Below are 14,906 nucleotides of genomic sequence, written 5' to 3'. Positions count from 1 at the left end.
CTCCTTATTTTGCGCGGGCCCCAAGGGCCAGCAGAATATTCGCCAGGCTGAGCAGCGCGACCACGATCGCAGACAGCACCAGGCCTTGGGGCACCACGGCATACGCATCCCGGCTATGCACGAAAGCGTTGATAATGGCGAGAACGATGGCCAGCAAATTCAGCCAGAAATGGAGTTTGACCGACGATCCCCGCAGCCGAGCGCTGCCGAACCATACCTGTACCAGGTTAATCAGGCGGGGAATGATGGCAAAAATCAGGCCGATGGCAATTAGCCAACTTGCGCCATTGACCCACTGAATATTAGCGGTACAGACATAAATGATGTCGAAAATCAGCGCCGCGGTGAAAAATCCGTAAGGTATCGGGTTGAGCCATTCATAGACGGCCACTGCGGCCGCTGAGGGCCTTGCTGTCGTTTGCGTGGTCATGCAGGCATCTCCATGAAAAATGATGGGTAAAAAGGCCATTGGCCCCTTAAAGCTTTGTTCAGATCCAGCGATTTGAACAATTTTGATTCTCATTTTTAGCATGCGATGTTAAAACCGAAACCATCACTTCGGCATTATCAATGGTTTAGCAATATCAGGAGGCAGGGCATGAGCATAGAACGCGTTCAGCGTTTTCTGGCCGAGCACGCACCGGAGACGACGGTGACGGTGCTGGCAAAGAACACCGCAACGGTGGCGCTGGCGGCAGAAGCCTTTGGCGTGGAGAGCGGGCAGATCGCCAAGACGCTTTCGTTTCGCGTTAACGGCGATGTGGTGCTGCTGGTGATGGCGGGAACTGCCAGAATCGACAACAAGAAGTACAAGCAATTCTTCGGCGTGAAGGCGCGTATGCTGCCGGCGGAAGAGGTTGAAGCATTAACCGGCTATCCGCCCGGCGGCGTTTGTCCCTTTGCCGCACCGGAGGCGGTGAGGATCTACTGCGATCATAGCCTGCGCGCTTTCGATGAAGTGCTTCCGGCAGGCGGCAGCGATAACTCTGGCGTGAGAATTGCGCCACAGCGGCTGGCCGGCGTCACGGGAGCGGAGTGGATTGACGTGACGGGGTAACTAATAGTGACATCGTCACAATGCGTTATGTTAAATACAGAGTCTTTTCTCTGTATAATTATTTGTTTTTAAATGGAAAACTAGGCTATCGCATTGTGGCAAACCGCCTCGATATTATGCCCATCCGGACCAATGACAAACGCCGCATAGTAGTGGGCATGATAATTGGGGCGTAAACCGGGCGCGCCATTGTCTTTGCCGCCGGCGCTTAACGCGGCGTGATAGAACGCATCGACCTGTTCACGGCTGCTTGCGGTAAATGCCAGGTGCAGATGCGCCGGTTTTTCATCGGTCTGAAACAGGCATAATGACACGTTACCCCGATCGGGACACAGCTCAACGCCATAATCGGGTTTACCTTCGGCAACGATCTTTACGCCCAGCGGCGCCAGCGCATTAAGGAAAAACGCTTTGCTCAGAGCAAAGTCGCTGACGCCAAATTTCACATGGTCAAACATGGGGATGTCCTGGAGTGTGGAAGAATGTTCCCATTCAGTATAGCCAACGCCATGAAGGCCACCGGAAACGGTGAAGACGAACGCCAGTACGCATTTGGCAGGCAGAAGTTGTTCATTTTTATGGCGCGTTTTGGTGAAATCTGCAGTGTCGCAGTAGCCATGTTTTATCAGATTTTACGTAGCGCGATCAAAAAAGCGGGGGGATTTCGCCTCAATATCCGCAGAGATGTGTCGCTATAAGCATGTCCGGTCATCATTAATGGCAGAACGCATTTATCTATGATCCTCAGTGGGTGGAACGTGATAAAGCTGAAACTTCGCGAGATACTGGCTGGCGTGTTAACGGCAGTCCATCACATCGGCAGAGTTGGCTGGCGGCCAAACCAACGATTGATAATTTTGCTGGGAGGTTAAGCGGCGTTGGAACGCCAAGTGACGAAATCCTGGGAAGCGGCAAGCGCACGCCTCACGTGCATGCATTTACTGCAGGAAGTGAACAGGCGACAGGCATTGGGTGTTCAGAGATTTTTTGCGCAAGCATCATGGTGTCGCTCAGCAATAAGCGGCAATGGCAATGAAGCCTGCAGCGAAAACTCGACGGCTTAAGACCAGCTGAAAAACGAATTCGTTCAACGGCATGAGCAACGGGCGTTGAAATGGTTGGCCACAGGAGAAAACCCATGATCAAGCCAGGACGCCAGAATCCACGTATAACCACATGAGTGCGCATAATGTATATTATGTTAAATTACATCATTGGGTACGCACCGCCGTTAGCCTGGCCGTCCTTTCTCACCTCACCTTCAAGCCTTATCAGGCTGCTAACCTTTTTTATGTTTAAGCCCATCATCAGCCCGTTCAGTTTCAGCACCTCAGTTTAATCCTCGGTCGGTGTGCCCTGATGAAACCGCATTTGCCAACCGGCCTTTTCCGTCAGCATCCAAATCGACGACCGTTCTGTGCAACGAATGGCGTTGCCCTGCGCGTTGCGTTGAAAACTCTTATACGTCAGCAACACGGCGCTTTCACTGATTTTCGCCAGCGTAAAACCTTCGGCAACAATCTGCGGATGCTCAGTTTCCATTTCCAGCGCCGCAACGGTCTGGCGTTTGTCATAACGCAGACCTGAGCGAGCAATCTCTTCAAAGTCTTCATGCAGCAATGCCGCGACGCGCTGCGGATCGCGGCGCACCGATGGCTGATGCAGTTCAACCTCAAGCGTCTGGATTTGGCTAAACAACTTTGCAGAATGCGTCAAAATGCCCTCCTTTTTGATCGCGCTACGTGAAATCTGGCAAACTTCGGCAGTCAATCTACACCAGAATGACTCTCGTGAAACCTGACTATTCCCAGGATTCCTTCTCAAATAGGCGCTTCTTTATCCAACCGACTAATCGCTTCACTGTGTACTTCATTCCAGGGTTGGCCCACTTTACTGAGCAAAAATTGAAATAGCGGCGTGTAATCCATGCCATGTTGTATCCGCCCATGCATACTTTCACGCAGCGGCAACGGCTCATCGTCCGCCTGTTTGCCATGGCGCCCCCAGCGGTACTCGCCACCGCTGGCGATGGGGCCTCTGGATGCAACGCTTTCTCTTCTATAGAGTTTCTTCTTTCCATCTCGATGTGCTCTCATCAAGCCTCAATAGTGACAGTGTCACACAAAAAGAAATCCTTACGCCGGTTTCCCAGCCAAATGCGACCGCCGAACCCGCAATTCCCCATGCCGCCAGGCGTCGTCTGCCGTGGCGCGATTGTCGATCAGGCGATTCAAGGCCTCCTCGACCAGCCGATCGATGCGTTGGCTGTAGCTGGTCAGCGCCCAGTTGGCTGATCCGGCCTCGTCGATATCGTCGAAACCTACCACGGCCATCGAAGACGACGGTGCCACTTGCCTGAGCGCTTCGAGCGCCCCCAGCGCCAACACGTCGTTCTCGCAGAACAGCGCCTCAACCCGCTCGCTTTCCGGCGTTGCCTGAAGGTATTCGCTCATCAGCTGGAAACCGCGTTGGCGATCGTAGTGGCCAGCCGTGAGCACCCGATCCAGCTGAAAGCCAGAGGTTATCAGCCTATCGCGGTAGCCTTCCATGCGCAGCAAATGGCTGCTTTGCGTATCCGGCCCCTTCATATAGCCAAAGCGGCGATGACCTTGTTCTATCAGCAGCGCGGCGATCTCTTCGCCGGCACGATAGCCGTCGATATTGACCACATCGATATGTTCACTTTCCGTATTGCGGCATACCTGCACCAGCGGGATCTGATGCAGATCTTGCGCGATCGCCGCCCACTCTTGGGTTAACACCGTCGCCAGGAACAGAATGCCATCGACCTGCAGCTGATCGGCCATCGCCATCACCGCCCGGTAGTTTTCCCCGGCGGTGATGTTCAGCAGCAGCGCCATATAGCCGCGGGCTTGCAGCTGTTTGGTGACCATATCGAGCATCATCATCGAATGCGGGTTCTTCATCTCGTCGATGGCCACGCCGATGATGTGCGTGCGTTTTTGCGACAGGCTGCGCGCCAGCAGATTGGGTCGATAGCCCAGCTCGGCCGCCGCCGCCAACACGCTTTCACGCGCGTTGTCTGAGATCGACGCACCGGGCGTAAAGGCGCGCGATACCGTCCATTTAGAGACGCCGGCCTTTTCGGCGACGTCGCTGGCGGTGGCTTTGTGGTGTTTCGTCATGGTTGCGTCGATCCCTGCTTCGGTGAAGTCACACTATAACCCTGCTCGCTCAGATCCCCTAAGCGCCTGCCGGCATACCTGCTGCGATTATGTCCCGTTTTTGCACCCGATTGCAATTTGTTATGCAACCGGGTGCAAAACATAAAGAGTTTGTGATCGTCCGCGCTGTTTTCACCTTTCCCCTGTTGACCAAATTTTATCCATGGCCGACATTCACGGTGGCATTCAGAGACTCATCGCCGTTTTGTCTCTTGCTTTGCACCCGGTTGCAAAAGAACTGATTTTACATAACACCTCTCTTCTCAACAGGATACCGTAATGAAAAAAACCAGACTGTTGTTGATGTTAGCCTGCTCGCTGTTTGTCGTGACCGCCCAGGCCAAGAGCTACCAGGTCGGCGTGGCGTTGGCCAACTTCGATCTCAACTTCGTCTCCATCCTGCGCATCCAAATGGCGCGGGAACTGGTTGCGCAGCAGCTGCAAGGCCAGTTCGTTGATGCCAAAGGCGATGTCGCCCTGCAGGTGCAGCAGGTTGACGATCTGATTAATCAGGGCGTGGGCGCCATTATCCTTAACCCGGTCGATACGCAAGGCGTTCAGCCGATGATAGCGGCCGCCCAACGCGCCGCTATCCCCCTTATCTTCGTCAACCGCAAACCCGAAGTGCCGCTGAGCGGCGCGACGGCCTACGTCGGCTCCGATTCGGCGCTCAGCGGCCACCTGCAGATGGAGGCCCTGGCGAAAAAAATGAATTACCGCGGCAACGTGGCGATCCTGATGGGCGCCCTCTCCAACGAAGAAACCCGCGAGCGCACCCGCGCGGTGGAAGCGGTGATCGCCAAACACAAAGAGCTGAAAGTGGTAGAGAAACAGACTGCGAAATGGCAACGCAATGAAGCGGTCGACGTGGTCTCCGGCTGGTTGCTGAACGGCGTACCGATCGATGCGATCGCCGCCAACAACGATGAGATGGCCATCGGCGCGATCATGGCGCTGAAGCAGGCCAAAAAGAACGGCGTACTGGTTGCCGGTATCGATGGCACGCCCGACGGCCTGCAATTTATCAAAAACGGCGACCTGGCGGTGACCATTTTCCAGGATGCCAAAGCCCAGGCGATCGGCGCGGTGCAAGTGACCCGAGCGATGTTGGATCACGCCAAAACCGAGTCTTACAACTGGGTGCCTTATGCCACCGTGACGCGAGAAAACTACCCGCAATTTGCGCAAATGAACCAGAAATAAACCGTTGCCACTCTCTTTTTCAACCCACTTTGCACCCGAGTGCAAAGCCACAGTATCAGGAGTCAGCATGTTAAATGGTGAAAGAAGCATCCCTCGCCCGCTGCGTTGGGCGATGATCGGCGGCGGCCGCCTCAGTCAGGTGGGCTACAAGCACCGTTCCGGCGCACTGCGCGACAATACCGCCTATCGGCTGGTTGCCGGCGCTTTTGATATCGACGCGGCGCGCGGGCGTGAGTTTGGCGTCAATCTCGGCGTGCCCGCTGAACGCTGCTATGACGACTATCAGCAGTTGCTGAAACAAGAGGCCAACCGCGAAGATGGCGTTGAGGTGGTGACCATCGCCACCCCTAACGGCACCCACTATGAAATCACGCGCGCCGCGCTGAATGCCGGCCTGCATGTCATCTGCGAAAAACCGCTGTTCTTCACTACGGCGGAGGCGAGAGAAATCAAGGCGCTGGCAGCGGAGAAAGGCCTGATCGTCGGCGTAACCTACGGCTTCTCCGGGCATCCGCTGCTGATGCAGATGCGCGCCATGATCGCGAACGGCGACATCGGCGAAATACGCATGGTCGAATTGCAGTACACCCATGGCTTCAACGCCAACGAAAGCGCGGACACGTTCGAGGCGCAAAAGTGGCGCGTCGATCCGAAAATCGCCGGCCCCTCCTTTGTGCTGGGCGACATTTCTACCCACACCTTCTACATCTCACAGCTGGTCATGCCCGACATGAAGATTGCCTCCCTGCTGTGCGATCGCCAGAGCTTTATCCCTTCCCGCGCCCCGCTGGAAGACAATGCCATGGTGCTGATGCACTACGAAAACGGCGCCGTCGGCCGCATGTGGGCCTCCGCCATCAACGCGGGCGCGATGGACAGCCAAAGCATTCGCGTGGTGGGCGCACGCGCCAGCCTGCAATGGAGCGATTCCACGCCCGGCGAATTGCGCTATGAGATCCAGGGGCGGCCCAACCAAACGCTGCACCATGGCATGCCCTATCTGGACGACAGCGCGCTGGCCGAAGAGCGGCTCGGCGCGCTGCATACCGAAGGCCTGGCCGAATCCTGGGCCAATATTTACCTCAAGTTCGCCATCGCCATCAGCGCCAGCCAGCGCGGCGATCGGCAAACGCTGGCCACGCTGATCTATCCGGATATCGATGCCGGGTTAGAAGGCGTGCGCTGGATTGAAAACTGCGTTCGTTCCGCCGACAACGGCGCCACCTGGGTCAATTACCGATAAGGAAAGCATCATGAAACTTTCATTCTGTACCGACAGCCTGGGCCATTTACCCTTCGAGCCGATGCTGGATCGGTTGCTGGAGCTGGGGGTGCGCGGCGTGGAAATGACCACCGGCGGCTGGTCTCCGGCGCCCCATCTGGATACCGACGATCTGCTGGCCAACCCGGCCAAACGCCGGCAGCTGCAGCAGGCCCTGGCCAGCCGCGGCATGGAGATCGCCGCGCTCAATGTCTCCGGCAATCCGCTCGATCCGGGCGAGCTGGGGCAGCGTCATCTGCGGCAAACCGACAATACGCTGGAGCTGGCCGGCCTGTTGGGGGTGAAAAAGATCGTCATGATGAGCGGCCTGCCCCCGGCCAGCTCGCATGACACCATCCCCAACTGGATCACTTATACCGTCAGCTGGCCGCCGACGGTGAAAAACTGTTTGGACTATCAATGGAACGAAGTGGCGATCCCCTATTGGCAGGCGCTGGTCACCCAGGCCAAAGCGTGCGGCGTCGAGCGCTTTGCGCTGGAAAACTTCAGCGCCATGCTGGTGTGGAATCCGGAAACGTTGTTCCGGCTGCGCGCGGCCGTTGGCCCTATGGTGGGTCTGAACCTCGATCCCAGCCACTTGATCTGGATGGGCGCAGATCCCATCGCGGTGGCCCGCGCCCTTGGGCCCGCCATTCACCATGTGCACGGCAAAGACGTACGCCTTGAGCGCGGCGTCGTCGAGGTTAACGGGCTGCTGGAGACCAAACCGATCGACGACGTAGCCGGCCGGGCCTGGAACTATGTCGCCGTCGGCTGCGGCAGGGATCTGCAGTGGTGGAAGGAATTCTTCTCGGTGGTACGCATGATGGGCTACAACGACTGGGTGTCGCTGGAAATGGAAGACCTGACCATGTCGGTCGATGCCGGCATCGCCTCTTCCGTTCAGGCGCTGCAGCAGACGATCAGTCAATAACCCCCTGCGCGGCGGCCACGGCCGCTGCGCAGAGTTCATCACGTTACGGGGTTATCGCCAACTTAATCACGCCATCGCGCTTTTCAGAGAACAGGCGGTAAGCCTCGACAATATTCTCCAGCCGAAAACGATGCGTCACGAACGGCGTGAGATCCAAACTGCCATGCTGAATCACGTTCATCATTCTGCGCATTCGCTCCTTGCCGCCGGGGCACAGAGCCGACCGAATCGTATGATCGCCCAACCCATAGGCAAACGCCTCTACGGGCAATTGAATATCGTCACTATAGACGCCAAGGCTCGACAGGGTCCCACCGGGTTTTAAGACACGCAGCGCCTGATTAAAGGTGGTTTGCGTCCCCAAACACTCGATGCTGGCGTCAACACCGCGCCCTGCCGTAATCTTGAATATTTCATCAATCACATCGGTTTCCTTGTAATTCAGCAACACGTTTGCCCCCATCTTTCCCGCCATCATCAGCTTCTCAGGAGAGCTGCTGATGGCAATAATCAGGCTCGCGCCCTGCAGGCGAGCGCCCGCTGTGGCGCATAAACCGATCGGGCCTTGAGCGAAAATGGCCACCGTATCGCCAATTTTAATGTTGGCGTTTTCCGCCCCTTTGAATCCGGTAGACATCACATCCGGACACATCAGCACCTGTTCATCCGTCAGATTATCAGGTATGGGCGCCAGATTGGCTTCAGCATCAGGCACCAATACATATTCAGCCTGGGTGCCGTCGATAACGTTGCCGAAGCGCCATCCCGCCGTGGCTTTATATCCATGGCAACGACATTCGGGCAAATAAGAACCGTCCTGCGCGGGAAAACCGCCCTGACAAGAATAGGAGGTGAATGAGGGACAAATAGCCCCAGCCAATGCCCGCTGTCCCTCTTGAAAGCCTTTAACATTACTTCCTAATTTTTCTATAATGCCGACCGGCTCATGGCCAATGGTCAGCAGACGAGGTACCGCATATTCCCCTTTGAGGATATGAATATCCGTGCCGCAGATCGTCGTCGTGGTTATTTTGAGCAAAGCATCATTGGGGCCAGGAGAAGGAATAGGTTTTTCAACAAGTTCTATCCGGCCCTTTTCGATAAAGGCAGCGGCTTTCATCATGCGCATAGCGGAAGATCCTTTGGTTTCTGTCGAAGTGGTTACAGAAAAGAATAATCCAATAGACCGTTTTTTCCGATTTTAATACCTTCCGATATAATTAAAATCACCAGTAATAGCTGCCAGTGAATAATATTAAAAATATAATTAAATAATATGACGTCCAGTGAAATCCGCTTTATCACCCTGATGAAAAACACGGCCGCTTTACATTGACAGACGTTGCATAATTTCTCTTTCTAAATACCCCAGGCTGAGGGAAAATATGCGTTATCTGAGTGATAAATCATGCAGGGAACGCAATGCCACGATTCACCCTTCTCGCGCTTGGTCTGGCACTCGCCGGCTGCGCGCCAATGCAACCCGATGGCTGTGAAAAAGCCAGTGCGGTGAATGATTGCGTTTATGCCTGGCGTGCAGGCAGCGATGTTCCAACGGCAAAGCAACCGCCTAACCTGGGATGCGACGGACAAGTTTTTTATGAGCGGCCGCACTATTCCGCCTCTGCGAAGGCAGAAAAACGCGAAGGCGAAGTGAGCGCAACGTTTGATGTTGATGATAAGGGTAAAGCCAGAAATATCGTGCTGACGGGCACTCCAGAGTTCTATCGCGACACCAAAAGCGCCATTGCACGCAGCTGCTGGATACCGGGCCGCATTCATGAAACGGCATTGTTTACTTTTAAACTCTCTGGTGATGCAGAAACCAACCGATAAGCGAATCTCGGCCGGCGATCAACACCCTGTTCACTTCGGCGCGTAAATCTCTCTGAGCGTGGCGATCACTTTCGCCACGTTTGGGTTATCGATACGGTAAAACAGGGTTTGCGCTTCGCGTCGGTACGTTACCAGACCTTCATTGCGCATTTTCGCCAGGTGCTGCGACAGCGCCGATTGGCTGAGCGGCACCAACTGTTGAAGCTCCCCCACGGCAATCTCATCGTGTTTCAATAGCAGGCAAAGCACCAGCAAACGGTGTTCGTTGCCTATCGCTTTCAACAGCCTGGCGGCCTCAATCGCCCCTTCATTCAAAAAGGGATCCTGCTTAGCTTTTGCATTCATGGTCAATCACGGCCCCGTCATCATTCAGCCGCATTATAGCGGCTTTCAGGCGCCGGCACAGCATTACATTAGTACCTGTTAAATTAGTTATTGCTAATTTATACAATTCTAATATAGCCTTGTATTCAAGCCGAGCGGCTCTCCCTGAGGCCGCAGGCTCTTTCCCAACACAAGTGAGAATGCGTTATGAATATGCCAACCCTGGTGTTGCTGGCGTTTGCCGGCTGGACATTATTGATTCTATTAGGCACCGTCGGCGTTTATCGCTGGTCCCGAATTTTAACCGGCCGCGCCACGGTCAGCGAATGGCAAGCGAACAAACCGCAGGGCAGCGATGGCTACCAGCGCGCCATTGCGGCGCATCGCAACTGCATTGAAAATTTGCCGGTTTATACCGCCCTCGTTGTAGCGATAGCCGTATTTCAGGTGGAAAGCACGACGCTGAATGTCTTGTCTCTGGCCCTGCTCGGCGCGCGCATGGCGCAGAGTCTGGTTCACATCGGTTTCGAGCAGACGGAGAAAGTCGCCACCTGGCGCTTCGCTTTCTTTTTCACGCAAATCGTCACGATGATTTGGATGGGGATAGAGATCGTCAGGAGCCTGCCATGACGATCACGAACCTGGCAGAGCCCCATGAGGTGACCCGTTTCCTCTATGACGCAGACAAACCCGAGGGGCAGCGGGCCATCCTCTACTTTTCCGCCTCCTGGTGCCGCCCTTGTCAGAATATGCAGGGGATCGTTGAACAGCTGCACCGTCACGCCAACGAGATCGCCTTCGGCCGCATTGACGTCGCGCAGGCGCCGACGGTCGCCCCTGCGTTCGGCATCAAATCCGCGCCCTCCCTCGCCCTGTTTGAGGATGCGCGCCTCATCGCAATCATCGCGGGCGAGATTCCCTTGCAACGGCTGTTACACCGGGTGGCGACGGCCTTCGCCGGCGTTACAGCATCCACTCGATAGGCAGCCAGCCGGCCACGGTAAGAACGATGCGTTTTACCCAGCCGGCGCCGGGTTCTTGCTGGTGCACCTCGGTGTGGCCGTCTTCGAAGGCTTCTTTCCACACCATTTTGCCTTCGGGCGTCAATACCGGCCGATAGGCGGCGTATTCGAGCGGGCCATCAAACAGTTGGCGGGTGTCGGCCGCCAGCGACGGGCTATCGATCAAGAATCCCATTTCGCAGTTCAGGTGCGCCGAGCGCGGATCGAAATTGAACGAGCCGATAAACACCCGTTTGTCATCGATGGCGAAGGTTTTAGCATGCAGCGCCGCACCGGACAGCCCCAGCGGCTTGAGTTCCTTGCGCCCCGTCGGTTGCCCGGCGCGCAGCTTCAGCTCGAACAGCTCGACGCCCGCCTGCAGCAGCTCACGCCGGTATTTGGCGTAGCCGGCGTGGACCACCAGCACGTCGGTGGTGTTCATCGCGTTGGTCAGCACGCGGATGGATTTTCCCTGCTTGGCGAGCGATTCAAAGAAGGTTGCCCCTTCCCGCCCCGGCACGAAATAGGCGGAGACCAGATCCAATTGCCGGCTGACGCCGCCGATGATCTTGCCCAGCTGCGTCACCATCAAGCGATCGCGCGACGCTTTGCCCAATCCCTTCGCCGGATCGTCGGCCACCAGCTCTACCTGGGTGAATTCCGGCTGCACGGCGCCATCGCGAAAGCGCACCGCACTGGTTTCCAGCTGCACCGCCAATTTACGGGCGCGCTCGCTGGTTTCGGTTGCGGCGGCCTGCGACAGGAATGCCGAGAGGTTGCCCTGGCCCCGGATAATTTGCTCAACGCCGAATACCGAGGCGCTGTTCCAGTAGCGATCGAAGACATCGGCGGTCTCCGCCACCACGCTGCCGACGCTCAACACGTCGAGATCGAGGAAATAGTTCTCGTCGCCGATCTGGAAATACTCATCGCCAATGTTGCGGCCGCCGATGATCGCCACGGCGCCGTCGACGATGTAGGACTTGTTATGCATGCGCCGGTTCATGCGCATAAAGTCGAAGGCGTAACCGGCCAGCTTCGGCGTACGCACGGTAGACGGGTTGAACAGACGGATCTCAACGTTTTTCTGCGCGTTCAGCGCCGCCAGCGTCTCATCCATGGCAACGCCGTTATCGTCCAGCAGCAGCCGCACACGCACGCCGCGTTGAGCCGCGTCATACAGGGTTTTCAGCAAGATCTGCCCGGAGGTGTCGTTATGCCAGATATAGTACTGGGCATCGATCGACCTTTCCGCCATCCGCGCCAACGCCAGGCGGCTGGCGAACGCATCGTGGCCGCTGACCAGCGGCACCACGCCGCTCAGGCCGGGATGCGCCGCCATCTGTTCGGCGGCCCGCGCCGGCAATAGCGCGGCAGGATCCGCCGGCAATGCCGCCTGCGGCAGACGCTGCGAAATATCCGGCAAACGAAAGATGACTCTTGCCGCAATAATGGCGATCGTCACGGCGATAATCAGGTACACGACAATTTTTATCACGGGAAGCGGCCTCGGAGGTTGACTGCTTTGCTTTATACGTCATTAGGTTGCTTCAATCTATAGGAGAAGCGCGCTCTGCAATACGGCTATAGCGTAAAGCGCGAAGGCGAAACGCCAAACAGTTTTTTAAACGCCACCGAATAGGCGCTGTGGCTCTCATAACCGCTTTCGAAAGCGGCGTGTATGATGGAGTGGCCGGCCAACAGCAGCGGAATGGACGACAGCAGCCGCAGACGCTGTTTCCACTGGCCAAAGGTGATGCCGGTTTGTTGAGTAAAGTGACGCTGGAAGGTTTTCGCGCTGATCGACAGTGAATCTGCCCAGATCTCAATGCCGCGATCGTCGGCCGGCGTGATGACCAACTGCCGGCAAATGGCGGCCATTCTCGCTTCCATCGGCCAGGGGAGATGCAGCGCCAGCTGCGGCTGCAGGCTCAGTTCCTCGAGGAACAGCGCTCTGAGCAGCGCGTGGCGTTTGGTTTCCTCGCCCTCGGGTGCCAGCGTCGCCAGTTGGGCAATCAGCTCCCGCAGCAGCGGTGACACCTGCAAAACGCCGTCGCGCAACGGCAACCGCGCGGCGGTGAATTCATCGACAAAAATCCCGTAAACGCAGATATTGCTCTGCATGACCAACTGATGCTCCACCCCCGGCCGCAGCCAGACCGCGGTGGTTGGCGGCACGATCCAACGCCCGCTGCCCGCCTCGACCGCCATCACTCCCTGTTGCGAATAGAGCAAATGGCAACGTTTATGCGAGTGGAAAGGAACGACAAAGCCTGCCGGATAGTGTTTCACCAGCCCTGTCACCTCGAACGAGGAATTCTCGTGGCTGCTCAGGTTGATGCGTTTCGTTTCGGCGTTGTCGACTTCGAATCCCATGGTCGTTTGTCCCTTTTGATAACGCGAATGTCTTTTATTTGATAGAGAGGCCGCATGATCCTCCATATAGTGACGTTCTCGCAAGCCACACCAGGGGCCTTATGCGAATAAACTCACTATGACACCCACATTTCATCGTTCTGCGTGGTAACGGGGCGATGACATTGTGCATGCGCTGCACAATGGCGGCAACGTTGCGGGGGCGACGGAGGCCGAAAGTGATGGAAAGGGAAAGCGCGGTGGATTGAATCAGGAGGTTTATGCCTAGTCAGCAGGTAGCTTAGCCTGGGGGGCGGCTCAATGCTGAATGGATAGGGAGAGCGCCTAGGCTCTCCGCTATCCCTTCTTGTCAATACGTCAACGGGCCAGTTCGGCGCCGTCCAGCTCGGAAATTGCCAGACAAATCACTTCCGTTATGGCCTCTACCGTATAGGCGGTATTGGCAGGAATGATTAACATCTCATGAGGTTGCAGCGTCTGCTCGTCAACCTTCAGTTCACCGCTCAGCACCATCAGTTTCACCCATCCCGGATGAAAACGCGCCGGTTGTCGGCTGCCCGCATCCAGCTTCAGCAACGCCGTATGGCCCGGCGTCTCCCGTTTCAAAATATGAAAGCGCACCCCATCGTAAGGCATGTTTTCGTAATGCAGTGACGCCAGTGTTCTCTTATGCATGGTAAGTGTCCTCGTGACCTGTGAGTAGCTGCTCCGCCTTCGGTCGCCGTAAAAACGTTTGGCGGCTGTCCCTACCGAAAGCACCGTCTCGCAGCCTCTTGGCGAACGGATTAACTGTCGTGCTTGCAGCGGCCTGTACGGCCACCGCTTCATGCCTAACCTGCCTCAGGCATGCTAATAAATATATAAGAGCCTCGCCAACGGCGCAAAAAACCACTGCAACGTTGAGCGCATTACGGTGTTAATCCGTAGTCGGAAAGATTATCCAGCAGCCCGATCAGAGAGAAGAACAGCGCCGTTTGCCGAGGATCGCGCCAGCCATCGGCAAAGTCCGCCATCAGCCACAGGACTTCGTCGAGAAACAGATGCTCTACCGCCTGATGCCAGCTTTGCACTTCGCCGGCCGTCAACGCGACAGACTCACCGTACCCCGTCAAAAACAGCCGCCATTCCCGTACGGTGAACACGCGGTCGGGCGCCGAGTCCAGTGCGTTGTGGAACAGCAGCAGGACCAGCGCCAGATCGAACACGCGCGGCAAAAACAGCGCGTTATCGGGGTCGATCAGCACTGGCCTATCCTGCGCGACATAAATCAGATTATCGGCTTTAAAGTCATAGGGCGTTCCACGCAAGGGAGATCCCGTGCGCTAAGCGCCGTCTGCCGCCCGGCAATCTGCAGCATACGCGTTTTTAGCGCCTCGATGTCGAGCGTCAGCCCCTGGCTTGCCGCATGACTGGCGATCTCGTCCAGATCCGCTGAGATATCGTATTCAGTCAGTGCATACTCGTCATAAACCGCCAGCCCGGCGTTATTGTCTGCCGAAGATAACGCGTGGATCCTTCCCAACAGCCTGCCCGCCGCGATAATCTGCTCATCGCGGCCCGCATATTTTTCTCCCGCCACAAAGGGATAAACCACCCACATACTGCCCGCTATCTCTTGCGGACAGGCCGTCGGCGCCACGACGTCAACGCCCTGACGATGCAACGCGGTGAGATACGCCGCCAGCGCCCGGGCTTCGCCCGACGTCGGACGGGTGCGCTTCAGGACGTG

21 protein-coding genes are annotated in these 14,906 nt (G+C 56.5%); 8 read left to right on the top strand and 13 right to left on the bottom strand.

Annotated elements, in window-relative coordinates:
• Window positions 1–4: 4 nt before the first annotated feature.
• On the bottom strand, window positions 5–430 hold the full coding sequence (locus ACORQT_RS12215; RefSeq protein ID WP_164058022.1) for a DUF2231 domain-containing protein: 426 nt from the start codon (window positions 428–430) through the stop codon (window positions 5–7).
• A gap of 168 nt (window positions 431–598) precedes the next feature.
• On the opposite strand from ACORQT_RS12215, the gene ACORQT_RS12210 reads away from it, so the two are divergent.
• Window positions 599–1,057 carry a YbaK/EbsC family protein gene (locus ACORQT_RS12210; RefSeq protein WP_047026100.1) on the top strand — a complete coding sequence of 153 codons (459 nt, stop codon included), beginning with the start codon at window positions 599–601 and terminating at the stop codon, window positions 1,055–1,057.
• A gap of 80 nt (window positions 1,058–1,137) precedes the next feature.
• Here the strand turns inward: ACORQT_RS12210 and ACORQT_RS12205 are convergent, their stop codons facing one another.
• Window positions 1,138–1,515 (bottom strand): VOC family protein, encoded by a 378-nt coding sequence (locus ACORQT_RS12205; protein WP_164058023.1) that lies wholly within the window; start codon window positions 1,513–1,515, stop codon window positions 1,138–1,140.
• Between the two features lie 24 nt (window positions 1,516–1,539).
• On the opposite strand from ACORQT_RS12205, the gene ACORQT_RS12200 reads away from it, so the two are divergent.
• Window positions 1,540–1,755: a hypothetical protein gene (locus tag ACORQT_RS12200; RefSeq protein ID WP_089191760.1), complete on the top strand. Its 216-nt coding sequence runs from the start codon at window positions 1,540–1,542 to the stop codon at window positions 1,753–1,755.
• A 508-nt stretch (window positions 1,756–2,263) separates the two neighbouring features.
• Here the strand turns inward: ACORQT_RS12200 and ACORQT_RS12195 are convergent.
• From ACORQT_RS12195 to ACORQT_RS12180, 4 genes are all read right to left on the bottom strand, one after another.
• A complete protein-coding gene (locus tag ACORQT_RS12195; protein WP_269475222.1) occupies window positions 2,264–2,386 on the bottom strand; it encodes a hypothetical protein in 123 nt (40 codons plus the stop codon).
• A 6-nt stretch (window positions 2,387–2,392) separates the two neighbouring features.
• Window positions 2,393–2,773: a nuclear transport factor 2 family protein gene (locus ACORQT_RS12190; protein ID WP_197752097.1), complete on the bottom strand. Its 381-nt coding sequence runs from the start codon at window positions 2,771–2,773 to the stop codon at window positions 2,393–2,395.
• A gap of 104 nt (window positions 2,774–2,877) precedes the next feature.
• A complete protein-coding gene (locus ACORQT_RS12185) occupies window positions 2,878–3,153 on the bottom strand; it encodes a hypothetical protein (protein ID WP_198036338.1) in 276 nt (91 codons plus the stop codon).
• 39 nt (window positions 3,154–3,192) lie between these two features.
• The gene (locus ACORQT_RS12180) at window positions 3,193–4,203 is read right to left on the bottom strand and encodes a LacI family DNA-binding transcriptional regulator (protein ID WP_042784511.1); all 1,011 of its coding nucleotides are present in this window, start codon (window positions 4,201–4,203) and stop codon (window positions 3,193–3,195) included.
• A gap of 318 nt (window positions 4,204–4,521) precedes the next feature.
• Between ACORQT_RS12180 and ACORQT_RS12175 the strand changes: the two genes are divergently transcribed.
• The 3 genes from ACORQT_RS12175 to ACORQT_RS12165 all read left to right on the top strand — a co-directional run bounded on the left by ACORQT_RS12175 (window position 4,522) and on the right by ACORQT_RS12165 (window position 7,640).
• Complete coding sequence (locus ACORQT_RS12175) at window positions 4,522–5,445, top strand: substrate-binding domain-containing protein (RefSeq protein ID WP_164058024.1); 924 nt, start codon at window positions 4,522–4,524, stop codon at window positions 5,443–5,445.
• Window positions 5,446–5,512: 67 nt separating this feature from the next.
• Window positions 5,513–6,688, top strand: a complete 1,176-nt coding sequence (locus tag ACORQT_RS12170) for a Gfo/Idh/MocA family protein (RefSeq protein WP_042784508.1) — start codon at window positions 5,513–5,515, stop codon at window positions 6,686–6,688.
• A gap of 10 nt (window positions 6,689–6,698) precedes the next feature.
• On the top strand, window positions 6,699–7,640 hold the full coding sequence (locus ACORQT_RS12165; protein ID WP_042784507.1) for a sugar phosphate isomerase/epimerase family protein: 942 nt from the start codon (window positions 6,699–6,701) through the stop codon (window positions 7,638–7,640).
• Between the two features lie 43 nt (window positions 7,641–7,683).
• Here the strand turns inward: ACORQT_RS12165 and ACORQT_RS12160 are convergent, their stop codons facing one another.
• Window positions 7,684–8,769: an NAD(P)-dependent alcohol dehydrogenase gene (locus ACORQT_RS12160; protein ID WP_042784506.1), complete on the bottom strand. Its 1,086-nt coding sequence runs from the start codon at window positions 8,767–8,769 to the stop codon at window positions 7,684–7,686.
• A 293-nt stretch (window positions 8,770–9,062) separates the two neighbouring features.
• Here ACORQT_RS12160 and ACORQT_RS12155 point away from each other — a divergent pair, with 293 nt between their 5' ends.
• Window positions 9,063–9,476, top strand: a complete 414-nt coding sequence (locus ACORQT_RS12155; RefSeq protein WP_071883550.1) for an energy transducer TonB — start codon at window positions 9,063–9,065, stop codon at window positions 9,474–9,476.
• Window positions 9,477–9,506: 30 nt separating this feature from the next.
• On the opposite strand, the gene ACORQT_RS12150 is transcribed toward ACORQT_RS12155, so the two are convergent.
• Window positions 9,507–9,821, bottom strand: a complete 315-nt coding sequence (locus tag ACORQT_RS12150) for an ArsR/SmtB family transcription factor (RefSeq protein WP_042784504.1) — start codon at window positions 9,819–9,821, stop codon at window positions 9,507–9,509.
• 186 nt (window positions 9,822–10,007) lie between these two features.
• Here ACORQT_RS12150 and ACORQT_RS12145 point away from each other — a divergent pair, with 186 nt between their 5' ends.
• Both ACORQT_RS12145 and ACORQT_RS12140 read left to right on the top strand, forming a co-directional pair.
• Window positions 10,008–10,430, top strand: a complete 423-nt coding sequence (locus tag ACORQT_RS12145) for an MAPEG family protein (RefSeq protein ID WP_042784503.1) — start codon at window positions 10,008–10,010, stop codon at window positions 10,428–10,430.
• Complete coding sequence (locus ACORQT_RS12140) at window positions 10,427–10,783, top strand: thioredoxin family protein (RefSeq protein ID WP_049866680.1); 357 nt, start codon at window positions 10,427–10,429, stop codon at window positions 10,781–10,783. Before ACORQT_RS12145 ends, ACORQT_RS12140 begins: the two co-directional genes overlap by 4 nt.
• Here the strand turns inward: ACORQT_RS12140 and ACORQT_RS12135 are convergent.
• The 5 genes from ACORQT_RS12135 to ACORQT_RS12115 form a co-directional block, all read right to left on the bottom strand.
• Complete coding sequence (locus ACORQT_RS12135) at window positions 10,764–12,299, bottom strand: phospholipase D family protein (protein WP_164057740.1); 1,536 nt, start codon at window positions 12,297–12,299, stop codon at window positions 10,764–10,766. The two genes, ACORQT_RS12140 and ACORQT_RS12135, sit on opposite strands and share 20 nt — an antisense overlap.
• A gap of 86 nt (window positions 12,300–12,385) precedes the next feature.
• Window positions 12,386–13,177, bottom strand: coding sequence for an AraC family transcriptional regulator (locus tag ACORQT_RS12130; RefSeq protein WP_033643079.1), 792 nt, complete (start codon window positions 13,175–13,177; stop codon window positions 12,386–12,388).
• Window positions 13,178–13,534: 357 nt separating this feature from the next.
• Window positions 13,535–13,852: a cupin domain-containing protein gene (locus tag ACORQT_RS12125; RefSeq protein ID WP_042784500.1), complete on the bottom strand. Its 318-nt coding sequence runs from the start codon at window positions 13,850–13,852 to the stop codon at window positions 13,535–13,537.
• A 233-nt stretch (window positions 13,853–14,085) separates the two neighbouring features.
• Window positions 14,086–14,421, bottom strand: coding sequence for a hypothetical protein (locus tag ACORQT_RS12120; protein WP_049866679.1), 336 nt, complete (start codon window positions 14,419–14,421; stop codon window positions 14,086–14,088).
• Between the two features lie 23 nt (window positions 14,422–14,444).
• Window positions 14,445–14,861: a phosphotransferase gene (locus ACORQT_RS12115; RefSeq protein WP_156965098.1), complete on the bottom strand. Its 417-nt coding sequence runs from the start codon at window positions 14,859–14,861 to the stop codon at window positions 14,445–14,447.
• Between the last annotated feature and the right edge of the window lie 45 nt (window positions 14,862–14,906).

Origin of the sequence: Serratia sp. (in: enterobacteria) (assembly GCF_052400455.1) — a bacterium.
GTDB lineage: Bacteria > Pseudomonadota > Gammaproteobacteria > Enterobacterales > Enterobacteriaceae > Serratia > Serratia ureilytica.
The sequence above is the reverse complement of the archived record's forward strand: the minus strand, read 5'-3'. Positions and strand labels throughout refer to the sequence as shown.